The organism is Streptomyces sp. H39-S7 (genome assembly GCF_027158205.1).
In the GTDB taxonomy this organism is placed as follows: domain Bacteria; phylum Actinomycetota; class Actinomycetes; order Streptomycetales; family Streptomycetaceae; genus Actinacidiphila.
Genome location: NZ_JAPVLU010000007.1, coordinates 206715 through 219979 on the forward strand (window position 1 = coordinate 206715; position 13265 = coordinate 219979).

Annotated in this window: 11 protein-coding genes; 7 read left to right on the plus strand and 4 right to left on the minus strand. The window is 74.2% G+C overall.

From position 1 onward, the window contains the following. Positions 1-27 precede the first annotated feature (27 nt). Positions 28-420, plus strand: coding sequence for a hypothetical protein (locus O3X23_RS09245; RefSeq protein ID WP_269270750.1), 393 nt, complete (start codon positions 28-30; stop codon positions 418-420). Continuing rightward, entirely contained in the window at positions 417-629 is a 213-nt protein-coding gene (locus O3X23_RS09250; RefSeq protein WP_269270751.1) for a hypothetical protein, read from the plus strand. The genes O3X23_RS09245 and O3X23_RS09250 overlap by 4 nt, the downstream gene beginning before the upstream one ends. A gap of 37 nt (positions 630-666) precedes the next feature. Here O3X23_RS09250 and O3X23_RS09255 read toward each other — a convergent pair whose 3' ends face one another. From O3X23_RS09255 to trxA, 3 genes are all read right to left on the minus strand, one after another. Next, positions 667-2391 carry a bifunctional 3'-5' exonuclease/DNA polymerase gene (locus O3X23_RS09255; RefSeq protein WP_269270752.1) on the minus strand — a complete coding sequence of 575 codons (1725 nt, stop codon included), beginning with the start codon at positions 2389-2391 and terminating at the stop codon, positions 667-669. A gap of 52 nt (positions 2392-2443) precedes the next feature. Beyond that, positions 2444-4174 carry an AMP-binding protein gene (locus O3X23_RS09260; protein ID WP_269270753.1) on the minus strand — a complete coding sequence of 577 codons (1731 nt, stop codon included), beginning with the start codon at positions 4172-4174 and terminating at the stop codon, positions 2444-2446. A gap of 108 nt (positions 4175-4282) precedes the next feature. Continuing rightward, positions 4283-4651, minus strand: a complete 369-nt coding sequence (trxA, locus tag O3X23_RS09265; RefSeq protein WP_269270754.1) for a thioredoxin — start codon at positions 4649-4651, stop codon at positions 4283-4285. 110 nt (positions 4652-4761) lie between these two features. Between trxA and O3X23_RS09270 the strand changes: the two genes are divergently transcribed. After that, positions 4762-4977: a hypothetical protein gene (locus O3X23_RS09270; RefSeq protein WP_269270755.1), complete on the plus strand. Its 216-nt coding sequence runs from the start codon at positions 4762-4764 to the stop codon at positions 4975-4977. 46 nt (positions 4978-5023) lie between these two features. Here the strand turns inward: O3X23_RS09270 and O3X23_RS09275 are convergent, their stop codons facing one another. Next, positions 5024-5890: a nuclease gene (locus O3X23_RS09275; RefSeq protein WP_269270756.1), complete on the minus strand. Its 867-nt coding sequence runs from the start codon at positions 5888-5890 to the stop codon at positions 5024-5026. A 311-nt stretch (positions 5891-6201) separates the two neighbouring features. Here O3X23_RS09275 and O3X23_RS09280 point away from each other — a divergent pair, with 311 nt between their 5' ends. Genes O3X23_RS09280 through O3X23_RS09295 form a run of 4 tightly spaced genes read left to right on the plus strand, consistent with a single transcriptional unit; the run spans position 6202 to position 13244 of the window. Further along, positions 6202-8016: an acyl-CoA dehydrogenase family protein gene (locus tag O3X23_RS09280; protein ID WP_269270757.1), complete on the plus strand. Its 1815-nt coding sequence runs from the start codon at positions 6202-6204 to the stop codon at positions 8014-8016. Further along, entirely contained in the window at positions 8010-9818 is a 1809-nt protein-coding gene (locus tag O3X23_RS09285; RefSeq protein WP_269270758.1) for an acyl-CoA dehydrogenase, read from the plus strand. Before O3X23_RS09280 ends, O3X23_RS09285 begins: the two co-directional genes overlap by 7 nt. Positions 9819-9849: 31 nt before the next feature. Beyond that, positions 9850-10257: an acyl carrier protein gene (locus tag O3X23_RS43935; protein WP_331283893.1), complete on the plus strand. Its 408-nt coding sequence runs from the start codon at positions 9850-9852 to the stop codon at positions 10255-10257. Next, complete coding sequence (locus O3X23_RS09295) at positions 10254-13244, plus strand: type I polyketide synthase (protein WP_269270759.1); 2991 nt, start codon at positions 10254-10256, stop codon at positions 13242-13244. The genes O3X23_RS43935 and O3X23_RS09295 overlap by 4 nt, the downstream gene beginning before the upstream one ends. Positions 13245-13265 lie beyond the last annotated feature (21 nt).

Below are 13265 nucleotides of genomic sequence, written 5' to 3' on the forward strand. Positions count from 1 at the left end.
CCTGCCCGGCCCGTCGAGGAGGACACCATGCGCACCACTCGTACCACCCGGACGGCGATCGCCGCGTGCGCGGCCGTCGCCGCGCTGCTCGGCGCCGCGGGAAGCGCGGCCGCCACCCCGTCCGGGCCCCCGACCGGTGACGGCGCCGAAGCGGTCTGCAAGCGCGCCCCCAAGGCCGAGGCGCGGATCGACAAGGCGCTCGCCCGGCTCAACGGGAACGCGAGCACGAAGGGATCCGTCGCCCGGCTCACCCAGCGCGTCGCCAACGCCAAGTCGGCGGGCCACACCGAGATCGAGACCTACCTCAACAACCGGCTGACCTTCCGGAAGTCGCTGGTGCCGACGCTCCAGCAGCGCCAGAAGGACCTGAAGCCGGTCCTCACCTGGTGCCAGGCGAACCACAACGGAACCGCGAAGTGACCACGAGGCCACGCGCGGCGGCGTTCGCCGCGACCGTCCTGCTCTGCGCCGCGCTCGCCACCGGCTGCGGAGGCAAGGACGGCGCCGCCGACGGCCCGGCCACCACCCCCGCGCCGTCCGGATCGCAGCTCTCGCACCTCGACCGGGTGGTCGGCGACGCGGAATCAGCGGCGAACGCGGCGGAGTCCGACGCCGCGTCCGACAACTGACCGGCGGCGGACGGCTGACGTCATCGGGCGGCGGCCGCTACTTGGCGTCGGCGTAGCACCGCACGACGTTCGTCTCCAGCGGGAAGCGCACCGGGGTGTTGCCGAAGACCAGGTGGCGGGCCTCCTCGCCGGCTGCCGCGATGGCGGCCTCGACGGGGCCCGCGAGGTCGGTCGGGGTGTGCACGATGATCTCGTCGTGCTGGAAGAAGACGAGCTGTGGTGCGGGGCCGATCGCGGCGAGCCGGCGCCGGGTGGCGGCGAGCATCGCCAGGGCCCAGTCCGAGGCGCTGGCCTGGATGACGAAGTTGCGGGTGAAGCGGCCCCAGGAGCGGGCGGCCCGCCGGTCCGGCGAGGAGCCGTCGTCGGAGCCCGATCCGGAAGGCGAGCTCGCGGCCGGGTCGGTGTACTCCGCGTCCAGCCACCCGGAGGACGGTGTCGGAGAGGTCCGGCCCAGCCGGGAGCGGACCACGCCGCCGCCCTCACCGATGCGGGCGGCGGATTCGACCAGGCCCATCGCGTCGGGGAACCGGCGGCGGAGCACCGCGAGGAGCTGCCCCGCCTCGCCGCTGGTCTGTCCGTACATGGCGGCCAGCAGCCCGATCTTGGCGCGGCCGCGGTCGCCGCCGAAGGCGGTGCGCGCGATGCCCGCGTAGAGATCGCCCTCGGCCGCCGCGGCGGCCAGGCCCGTGTCGGCCGACATCGCGGCGAGCACCCGCGGCTCCAACTGCCCGGCGTCGGCGACCACCAGCCGGTGGCCGGGGTCCGCGACCACGGCGGAGCGCAGCAGCCGGGGGATCTGCAGGGCGCCGCCGCCACGGGTCGCCCAGCGGCCGGAGACCACACCGCCGACGACGTACTCGGCGCGGAACCTGCCGCCGCGCACCCACGACTCCCGCCAGGCCCAGCCGTGGGCGGCGTGGATCCTGGACAGCTCCTTGTAGCGCAGCAGCAGGGCCGCGGCCGGATGCCCGACCTCGCGCAGCACGTACGAGCGGGTCGACGGCAGCTGGACGCCGACCCGCGCGAAGGCGGGCAGGACCTGGGCGGGGGAGTCCGGGTTGACCGGGCTGCCGAGCGCTTCCTGGACCTGCGCGGCGAGCTCGCCCAGGAGTTTGGGGCGGGCGCCGCCCGCCGGGCGGGGGCCGAGCAGACCGATCAGCAGCTCGTCGTGCACGGCGGCGCTCCACGGCAGCCCGCCGCGGCCCATCTCGGCGGCGGCCAGCGAGCCGGCGGACTCGGCGGCGCACAGCAGCCGCATCCGCCCCGGGTGCTCGCCCTCCTGGAGCCGGCGCTGCTGCTCGGCGTGCACGGCGACGACGGCCGTCAGCGGATCGGCGTCCTGCGGCAGGTGGTGACGGTCGGCCGCGAAGAGCACCGGCTGGTCGTCGGCCGCGCCCTCCCGGGCGTCCTCGGGAACCGGCAGGTCCTTGAGCCGTGCCCAGGCGGCGCCCAGGGAGCGCGGCTGGCCGTGCCGGCCGTCGCGGCCGAGCAGCAGCGACTCGACGAGCTTCAGGTCGTGGCAGCGGGCCGGCCGCACCGGCAGCCGGTCGAGCAGCCGGGGATACAGGTCCTCGGTCGCCGCCCACACCCAGCGGGGACCGCCCGACGCCTCGCGGGCGGCGATGGCCGCGGCGAGGTCGCCCACCCGCTCGGCGGAGCCGGCCGGTACGCCCTCCTCGTCCAGCGCCAGCAGCCGCCCGCCGTGCCCCACGGGATCGGGTGCGACGGCGACGCGTGGCGCGGAGGAGGCGGGAGTGGTCACGTGTCGAGCCTAGAGCGGGACACTGACATCGCACGCTCGGCGGCGCCGCCGGTCAGCGGTCCAGGAGGGCCGCGCGGTCCTGGGCGCGGTACTGGTCGAGCAGCGCCGTCCGGTCCGCGGCAGTGAAGGGCCGGTACACCGTGCCGCACGGGCCCGCGTCCGGCGGGGACCACCAGACGGGGTCGGCGCACCGGAAGCCTGTGCGGCGCAGGCCGACCCGGTGGACCTTGTTGGTGGCGGTGACCGGCATCCCCGGGGTGACGCGGACGAAGCGCGGCGGCATCTTCGTCCCCAGGTCCGGCTGGGCGGCGAGGAAGGCGGCGAACGCGTTCGGGTCGAAGGCGGCGCCGTCGTGCAGGGCGAGGGTCGCCATGACCTGGTCGCCCGCGACCGGGTCGGGGACGGCGTAGACGGCGGCCGAGGCCGCGTCGGGGAACCGGGCCAGGATGTTCTCGATGACGGCGGCGGCCAGGTTCTCGCTGTCGACGCGCAGCCGGTCGTCACTGCGCCCGGCGAAGTGGAAGAACCCCTCGGCGTCGCGGAAGAACAGGTCGCCGGTCCAGTACCAGTCGCCGCGCAGCCGGGCGGCGACGGCCTCCTCGTTCTTCCAGTACCCCTCGAAGGTGCTCCGGGCGCGGTTGACGAGCTCGCCGATCGCCTCGTCGCCGTTGAGCAGCCGGCCATCGGCGTCGAAGCGGGCGGGCGGGCGTTCCCGTCCGGTGCCGGGGTCCACGACGGCGAGGTCCGCGCCGGGCGCGGCGCGGCCGATGGCGCCGGGCGGGGTGCCGGGGGAGCGCTGGATGGCGGCCCCGCCCTCTGAGGAGCCGTACCCCTCGATGAGGGGGGCGCCGAATCGGGCCGCGAAGCGGGTGGCGTCGACGGCCCCGGCCTCGGTGCCGAAGCCGTGCCGCAGCGGGTGGTCGCGGTCGTCGGGACGCTCGGGGGTCGCGAGCAGGAACTGCACGGCGCGCCCCACGTAAGTGAAGTAGGTGGCTCCGTAGGCCCGGATGTCGGGCAGGAATCCGGACGCGGAGAATTTGCGGCGCAGCGCGACGGCGGCGCCCCCGGCCAGTGCCGGGGCCCAGTTGGCCATGACGGCGTTGCCGTGGAACAGCGGCATGCAGATGTAGTGGACGTCCTCGGGCACCACGTCCAGGAAGTCGACCAGGGCCCGGCCGGCGTGGGCGAGGCGGCCCTGCGAGCAGATGACGGCTTTGGGGGCGCCGGTCGAGCCGGAGGTGAAGTAGAGCAGCATCCGGGTCCCGGGCGTGACGTCCGGGGCGGGTTCCGGCTCGGCGCCCGCGTAGGGGGCGAGCAGCGCGTCGTACGCGGGGTCGTCGACGACCAGGACGCGGTCGCGGGAGAGCGAAGGACCCCAGTCGAGGCCGTCGAGCAGCGGGAGGTGGGCGCGTTCGGTGACCAGCAGGGCGCACTCGGTGTGGGCGATGTCGCGGGCCAGCTCGGGACCGCGCCGGGTCGGGTTGACGCCGACCACGGTGGCTCCGGCGAGGGCGGCGGCGCCCAGCCACAGCGGGTACTCCGGGACGTTGTCCAGCAGGACGCCGACGTGCGGCTGCGCTCCGGGCGGGAGCAGGTCGCGCAGCAGTGCGGCGCGGGCCGCCGACGCGGCGGCGGTCTCGTGGTGGGTGAGGACCAGGTCGCGGTACTTCAGGCCCGGCCGGTGGTCCTTCCAGCGCGCGCGCACCAGCTCGGCGACCGTGGTGCCGGCCGCTGACGCGGTCTGCGGGGTGTGTGCGGCCCCCGCCGTGTCCCTGCTCCCCATCGCCGCTCCCGTCCGTTGGACAGCAAGCGGCACCATAACTGACTGGTCGTCAGATGTGGAGGGGGCGGTCGGCGACGGGGGCCGGGGCGGGCCGTCGGGGTCGGTCGGTCAGGAACCCTGCTGGGACTCCTCGACGGACTTGCGGACCTCGTCCATGTCCAGGGCGCGGGCCTGGCCGATCACGTCCTCCAGGGCGGCGGCCGGCAGGGCGCCCGGCTGCGCGAAGACCGCGACGCGGTCGCGGACGATCATCAGCGTCGGGATCGACTGGATGTCGAACGACGCCGCCAACTCGGGCTGCGCCTCCGTGTCCACCTTGGCGAAGACCAGGTCCGGGTTGGTCTCGGCGGCCTTCTCGTAAACCGGCGCGAACGCCCGGCACGGCCCGCACCAAGCGGCCCAGAAGTCGATGAGGACGAAATCGTTCTTGGTCACGACCTCGTCGAAGTTGTCCTTGGTCAGCTCGACAGTGCTCATGGTGCGCATAACGGGGTGTGCCGAGCGGATATTCCAGCTCCTTCACTCATCCGGGTGATGACGTGACCGGGTGCAGTGGCGATCACCGGGTGGGTCTCGTTGGTCCTGTCATGGGAACGACGGAATGGACCCGGGACAGCGGCAGCGCGGACGGCGGAACGGTACGGCGTCCGGCACGGGGCGCAGCGGGTTCGCACCGCTCCGACGTCCCGGTGTACGCCGCCCTGGCCGACCAGTGGCGGTCGGCCGGGCGGATGGTACCCGGGCAGATCGATGCGGAGTGGGCCGAGCTGGTCGGACGGATCCCGCGGTTGACGGGGGTGTGACGGCCGGGGCGGAACCCAGGGCCCGGGGCCGGGGCCCGGGGACGCCTCAGCCCTCGTCGAAGACCAGGTCTTCGGGCGGACGGTTCATTCGCACCGTCTGCCCGGACACCTCCACCACCGTCTCGAAGCCGGTGTACTGGCCGCGCGACACGATCAGCACCCGATCGCCCCGCTGCTCCAGGAACGCGGCGAAACCGGCCAGTGACGGGTCGTCGGCGCCCAGCGTCAGGTAGTCGGCCAGCCGCCGGAAGAGCTTCGGCATGATCACCGACTCCGTGGTGATCGACTCCAGGCCGGTGATCGGCGCCCCCGACTGGGTGACGTCCCGTGACCACAGCCCGGCGCCCTTGCCCTTGGCCCCCTCCGCCGCCGAGGTCAGCGCCCGGCGCAGATCCACGTACAGGTTCCGGTAGTACGTCGGATGGGCCAGCCCCTCCGCGAGCTGGTGGAAGTTGGCCGTCTCCTCCAGCAGCCCGGTCTCCACCCGGATCCGCTCCCCGCTGGTGCCCGGCGCCGCGCCCTTGCCGACCAGGGCCACGCACCGCCCGTACAGGTCGGCGCCGCGGGTGAGGAGGTAGCCGGGCAGCCGCGCCGGCTCCGCCGCGCTCACGGTGCCGTGCCCGTCCCGGGTGACACCGGAGAAACCCAGCCACGACAGCAGTTCCGCGGCGGCCAGATCGGCGTACGGCGCCGGCTGGTGCAGCTCGCGGCCGTGCGCCGGTATGTAATGCGTCTCCAGCGCGTCGATGGCGTCCAGCCGCAGTTGCGCGCCGCCCGACGCGTTGCGCTGCACCCGGTGCTTGCCCCCGACCAGGTTCCACTGGGCGGGATCGGTGGGGTAGAAGCGGATGGAGTCCCCGTCGGGACGGGCTCCGTTGATCCGGTACGTGCCTTCGATGACGAGCATGGGCATGGCGACGCCTCCTCAGCGTGTCCCCGTCTCCGCCCGGCGGCGCGGCCGGCTGTCCGCCGGGGGGCCGCCCGCGGATCCTCGGTGAGCGTTCCGCGCGATCGCGTTGGCCCCAGCGTGACGCAGAATCTCCGGCGGCACCGGGGTCCGGCCGGTATCGGCGGGCTGAATTCTTCTCATCGCGCCCGCGCGTGGACGCCCCCTTGAGCTGGATTCGAGGGCCCGTGCACATCCTCGGACGCATCGCCCGGAGTGACCCGAAAGGAACCTGCTGTGAACGTACGCGCGACGTTCCTCGAGCCGGGACGGCGGCCATGGTGACGGTCCTGCGGCGCGCCGGTGCCGGGAAGAGCGCCCCAGAGGTCCCGCAACCGCGCCATCCGTCCTGGGAGCTGGCGGCCCGCCTCGACCGGGAGCTGGGGGACCCGCGCGACCCGGCCACCGTCTTCTCCTACCGCGAGGCGGTCCGGCTGGACGACGCCGAGGAGTTTCCCGACGAGGCGTGTGCCGCCCTCGATGCCTGGGGCCTCGCCGACTACTACGTGCCCGCCGACTACGGCGGGGTGCTCACCGGCTTCGAAGACCTGCAGCAGCTCATCCGGATGCTGGCCCGGCGCGACCTGACGGTCGCCGTCGGACACGGCAAGACCTTCCTCGGCTCGGTGTCGGTGTGGGTCTCCGGCGACCACGCGGCCGCGACGCGGCTCGGCGCGCTGGTCAAGGGCGGTGCCCGCGTCTCGCTCGGCCTCACCGAGCGCACCCACGGCAGCGACATCATGGCGGGCGAGCTCACCGCGGAACCGCTCGGCCCCGGCTACCGCGTCAACGGCGAGAAGTGGCTGATCAACAACGCCACCCGCGGCCGGCTGCTCAGCCTGCTGGCCCGTACGTCGCCGGTCGGCGGCCCGCGCGGCTTCACCCTGCTGCTCCTCGACAAGGAGGAGCTGCCGGAGGAGACCTACCGCTGCCTGCCCAAGGTGCCCACCCACGGCATCCGCGGCGCGGACATCAGCGGCGTCGTCATCCAGGACGCCGTGGTGGGCCCGGAGGCGGTGGTCGGCGGGGCCGGCGGCGGTGCGGAACTGCTCCTCAAGTCCCTCCAGCTCACCCGCACGCTCTGCCCGTCGCTGTCGCTCGGCGCGGCGGACCACGCGCTGCGGCTGGCCGTGGAGTTCGCCGAGGAGCGGGTGCTGTACGGCCGGAGGCTGACCGAACTCCCGCTGACCCGGCGCACCCTGGCCGAGGCCTACGCCGACCTGCTGGTCTGCGAGGCGCTCAGCACGGTGGCGACCCGCAGCATCCACGCCCTGCCGAGCGAGCTGAGCGTCACCTCCGCCGTCGCCAAGTACCTGGTGCCGACCATCATCGACGGGCAGGTCGCCTCCCTGGGATCGCTGTTGGGGGCGCGGTCCTTCCTGTCGGGCGAGTTCGCGCACGGCAGCTTCCAGAAGGTGGCCCGCGACCACCGCATCGTCGGCATCTTCGACGGCAACACCCTGGTCAACCAGTACTCGCTGGTGGCGCAGTTCCGGTCGCTGGCCCGCAACTACCTCGGGCCGCTGGACCACCGCCCGCGGCTGGGCACCCTGTTCAACCTGAGCCGTCCGCTGCCGCAGTTCGACCCCGAGCGGCTCACCCTGCTCTCCCGCTACGGCAGCAGCGTCCTGGGGACCCTGCCCGCCTCGGTGACACGGCTGGCGGACGCGGCGCTGCTCAACCCCGCACTGGGCGGAGCCGCCGGGTGCGCCGCGGAACTGCGGGTGGCGGCCGACGCGCTGCACCGCAGGATCGCCCGCCGGATGGAGACCGTGGCGGCCGCGTCACCCGAGAGCTTCACGGACGCACGCAAGTACGCGCTCTGCTTCGCCGGAGCCGCCTGCCTGGGCCTGTGGCTGCACAGCCACCGCGAGGCGGAGGCGGGCGGGACCGGCGGGCTCTGGCAGGACGGCCTGTGGCTCGAAGCCGTCCTGAACCGGCTGCTGGCCCGCCTGGAAGCACGTCCGACCGCGGCCGCCGCGGACGACCCGCTGTTCGAGCGGCTCTACACCCAGCTCACCCAGCAGTACCAGGGCGGCAGTCTCTTCTCGTTGCTGCCCTGCCCGATAGCCGAGGGACCGCCATCATGCTGAAGGACAACACCTCCCGCCCGCAGCCGGGTCTCGACCCGGACGCCGCGCCGGCGCAGCCGGCCGGGCTCCGGTCGGTTGATCCGGCGGAAGTCGCCATCCAGGCCAGGGTCTCCGAACTGGAGCGACTGCTCGGCGACCCCCGCGACCCGGACAACCCCTTCGGGCACGACGCGCTGCTCGCCGCCGACGACCGCAGCGAGCTCCTTCCCTCGGCTGAGGACGCGCTCACCGGCTTCGGACTCAACCACGAGTTCGTGCCCCTGGAGCTCGGCGGGCGGCTCGCCCGGGTGGACACCCTCGCCCGGGTGCTGCGCCCGGTCTTCCGCCGGGACGCCTCGCTCGCGCTGGGGTACGGCGTGACCTCGTTCCTCGCCGCCGTCGCGGTGTGGGCGGCCGGCACACCGGAGCAGCGCCGCTGGACCGCCGACCTGCTGATGGGCGGCGGCCGGCTGGCCATCGCCTACCACGAGCTGGCCCACGGCAACGACTTCGTCCGCAACGAGTTCACGGCGCTGCCCGACGGCGCCGGCTTCCGCCTCGACGGCCGCAAGGAAGTGATCAACAACGCCGGGCGGGCCGAGGGGCTCGTCCTGTTCAGCCGCACCGCGAAGGAGGCCGGCGCCCGCAGCCACTCCGTGCTGCTCGTCGACAAGAGCGTGCTGCCCGCCGACCGGTTCGAGCACCTGCCGCGCTACCGCACGGTCGGGGTGAAGGGCTGCGAGATCGGCGGATTCCACTTCCACGACTGCCCGCTGCCCGGCGAAGCGCTCGTCGGCGGCCTCGGCGAAGGCGTGGAGATCGCCCTGCGCTCCTTCCAGATCACCCGCAGCGCCATCCCCGCGATGGTGCTGGCCGGCGCAGACACGGCGCTGCGCACCGTGGTCGGCTTCGCCGTCGACCGGCAGCTGTACGGCCGTTCCGTGCTGGAGATCCCGCACGCCCGGTCCACCGTGGCCGGGGCCTTCACCGACCTGCTGATCTGCGACTCCCTCGCGCTGGCCGCTACCCGGGCGGTCCATCTGCTGCCCGGCCAGACCAGCGTGTACGCGGCGGTGGTGAAGTACCTCGTGCCCAAGTTCCTGCAGGACGCCACCTACGACCTGTCGATCGTGCTGGGCGCCAACTTCTACGTGCGCAACGGCGAGTACGGCATCTTCCAGAAGCACGTGCGCGACCTGCCGATGACCAGCCTCGGACACGCCGGGACCGCCGCGTGCCAGGCCACGATCATCCCGCAACTGCCGCGGCTGGCCCGCAAGTCGTGGTTCGCGGGCGAGCCCGCGCCGGCGTCGCTCTTCCGCAGCTGGGAGGGGTTGCCGCCGCTCGACACGAGCCGGCTGACCCTCGCGGCGGAGGGCGACGCCCTCGCCGCCTCCCTGGTGGCGGGGTACGACTGGCTGCGGGCCACCGGCAGCGGTGGCACGGACGCGGCCGCGCTGATCGAACTCGTCCGCTCGCTCGTCGAGGAACTGCGCGAACTGCAGGGCGAGTGCACGGAGATGCCGCCCGAGGACCGCACCGTACTGGCCAGCCCGCACGCCTACGCGCTCGCCGACCGGTACGCCCTGGTGCTCGCGGGATCCGCCGTGCTCAACGTATGGCGTGAGCAGTCGGGGGGCGGATCGCCCTTCCTGGCCGACCCGGCCTGGCCGACGGCCGCGCTCGCCCGGATCGCCCGGCGGCTGGGCCTGCCCGTACCGGAACGCACCCGGGACGAGGTGGACTGGCTGCTCGGCGAGGTCCTCGACCGCTACCACGGCGAACGCAGCTACGACCTCTACGACAGTCCCCTGGCCGGTTGAGCGGCACCGAGACACACAAGAGGAGTCGGACATGGTGGTTCCCGGCAGCGGTGTCCAGGAGCGGGAGTTCCGCGGATGGCTCCTGGAGAAGCTCGGCCAGTACCTGCGACGGCCCGCGGCGGACATCGACATCAGCGTGCCCTTCGCGGAGTACGGCATCGACTCGGTGGCCGCGCTGAGCATCTTCGGTGACATCGAGGACGGATTCGGGCTCTACCTGGAGCCGACGGTGGCGTGGGACCACCCCACGGTGCAGTCCCTCGCCCGCTATCTGGCCTCCGAGTCCGCCCGCACCGCCACCGGCCCGCTGACGCAGGCCCCCTACGGCGAACCGACCGGCGGCAACCGGGCGGGCGGCGATCCGACCGACCCGCGCGACAACCCCGGCCCCGGCACGGCCGGCTGGACCCGGAACACGCCAGGAGGTGGACCGCGGTGAACCCGATCGCCGTTCTCGGCCTGGACTGCCGCTTCCCAGGAGCCCCCGACCCGGGGGCTTACTGGGACCTGCTCGCCGCCGGAGCCGACGGCGTGGGGCCGAGACCCGCCTCCCGCCGGGTCGGGGACACCCGACGGGCGAACGGACCCGTGGCACGGCCCGACGGTGGATTCATCGACGACGCCGACGCGTTCGACCACGCCTTCTTCGGCATCGGCCGCGCCGAGGCCGCCGCCATGGACCCGCAGCAGCGGCTGCTGCTGCAGACCGCCTGGCGCGCCCTTGAGGACGCCGGCATCAACCCCAGGAGCCTGGCCGGCAGCGGCACCGGCATCTACGTGGGCGCCATGGCCGACGACTGGTCCCGGCTGCGGCTGGCCGACGACGCGGCGATCACCCCGCGCACCGGCACCGGAGCCGGCCGGGCGATCCTGGCCAACCGGCTCTCGTACCAGCTGGACCTGCGCGGCCCCAGCCTCACCGTCGACTCCGCCTGCTCCTCCGCGCTGATCGCCGTGCACCTGGCGATGGGCGCGCTGCTGTCCGGCGAATGCGACATCGCCCTGGCCTGCGGGGTCAACCTGGTGATGTCCGACGTCCTGGACGAGATCTACGGACAGTCGGGACTCGCCGCCCCGGACGGCCGCTGCAAACCCTTCGGCGCGCAGGCCGACGGCATCGGCCGCGCCGAGGGCGTCGGCGCCGTCGTGCTGCAGCGGCTGGCGGGCGCCCGTGCGGAGGGCCGTCCGGTCCGGGCGCTGCTGCTGGGCAGCGCCGTCAACCAGGACGGTCGCAGCAACGGCATCATGGCCCCGTCCCGGCGCGCCCAGCGCGAGGTGATCCAGGCCGCCTGCCGGCGCGCCGGGGTCGAACCGCAGCGGGTCGGCTGGGTCGAGGCGCACGGCACCGGCACCCCGGTCGGCGACCTCATCGAGGCCCGCGCGCTCGGCGACGTGTACGGCGGAATGCGCCCGGAGCCCTGCGCGATCAGCTCGGTGAAGGGCAACATCGGCCACGCCGAGGGCGCGTCGGGCATCGCGGGCCTGATCAAGGTCGTGCTGGCGCTGGAGCACCGGCTGGTCCCGCCGGTCAGGACCGCAGGGGGCGAGCACCCGGGACTCGACCTGTCCTCGCACGGCCTGCGGCTGCTGACCGACCCGCTGCCGCTGTCCGAGGGCGAGATGCTCGCGGCCGTCTCCAGCTTCGGCATGGGCGGCAGCAACGCCCATGTGGTGCTGTCCTCCGTGCCCCGCCCGGCCCCCGCGACCGTGCGGAACGGCGACGCCGAGGACGCCAAGGACGCCGAGGACAGCGAGAGCGGCGAGAGCGGCGAGAGCGGAGAGCACCCCGGCGTGTTCACCCTGACCGCGCCCAGCGCCGAGGCGCTGCGCCGCAACCTCGTGGTCCAGGCCCGGTCGCTCGCCGCCCGCGCCCAGGAGCCCGTCACCCCGCTGTGCTGGACCAGCAACCTGACCCGTACCGGTATGGCGCACCGGATCGCGATCCCCGCCGAGGACACCGCCGGACTGGCCGCCGCCCTGGACGCCGCCGCGGAGGCGGGGGAGGGCGTGCAGGAACCGCCGGAACCCCCGGTCGTGGCGTTCCTCTACACCGGCCAGGGCGCCCAGTACCCGGGGATGACCGGACGGCTGTACCGCGAGTCGCCGCTCTACCGGCACTACCTCGACGAGGCCTCCCGCGCCCTGGAACCGCACCTCGGCGAATCGATCACCGAACTGCTGCTCGGCCGCGACGAGCGGGTGCACCGCACCGGCTGGACCCAGCCGGCCGTCTTCGCCGTGCAGTACGCCCTGACCGGATATTTGCAGGAGCTGGGCGTGCGGCCCGGCGCCGTACTGGGGCACAGCATCGGCGAGTTCGCGGCGGCGGTGGCCGCCGGTGCGCTCGGTCTGCGGGACGCGGCGGCGCTCGTCGCGGCCCGCGGAGCCGCGATGGAGGCACTGCCGGAGGGCGGTGGGATGCTCGCGGTGCGGGCACACCCCGACGACCTGCGCGAACTCCTGGCGGGCGAACCGCTGGTGGGCCTGGGAGCCGCCAACGGCGCCGCCGCGTCGGTGCTCTCCGGCGACCTGACGGCGCTGGCCCGGATCCGCGAGCAGCTCGCGGCGCGCGGGGTGGGCTGCACCCCGCTGAAGGTCTCGCACGCCTTCCACTCGGTCCTGATGGACCCAGTGCTGCCCGGCTTCCGCAGGACGGCCGACCGGATCACCGCGGGGGAACCGCGGCTGCCGTTCTTCTCGACCGTCCGCGGCGCGCTGCTCGCCGGCCGGCCGCTCGACGCCGACTACTGGTGCGAGCACATCACCGGCACGGTCCGCTTCGCCGACGCCGCCACCGCGCTGCTGGGCTCCGAGGCCACCCACCTCGTCGAGATCGGCCCCAAGCCCGTCCTGCTGCCGCTGGCCCGGCGGCTGCCCGGCGGCAGCGGGCTGTCCGGGATCTCGGTGGTCCGCGACGCCCACAGCGGTGCGCTGGCCGCGGCCGAGGCGGCGGCCGCGCTCTACACGGCCGGGGTCGACATCCGCTGGGAGCGGCTCTACCGCCGTGAGGACAAGGTCCACGCCCGGCTGGCGCCGCAGAGTTTCGACACGACGGCCCGGTTCTGGCACGAGCCCCCCAGGCCCGCGGCGGCGCCGGCCGGTGAGCCGGGGAGCCCGGTCCTTTCGCTGGTGCGTGCGGAGCCCGGCTCACGGGCACCCCGGCGCGACGGCGGCGGGCTCGCCGAGGCGGTGCGCGGGACGGTCGCCGGCATCACCGGCGCCGAGGAGGGCACCCTGCGCGACGACGACCGGTTCTACGACGACCTGGGCTTCGACTCGGTGATGTTCATGGAGCTCAAGTACCGGCTGGAGGAGGCCGTACCGGCACTGGGCGAACTGTCGATCCCGGAGATGATGTCGAGCCTGGTCTCGGTGACGACCCTCATCGGCTATCTGCGCGAGCAGCTCGCCCGGGTCCCCGCCTGATGGCCGGGCGCCCGCCCGTGG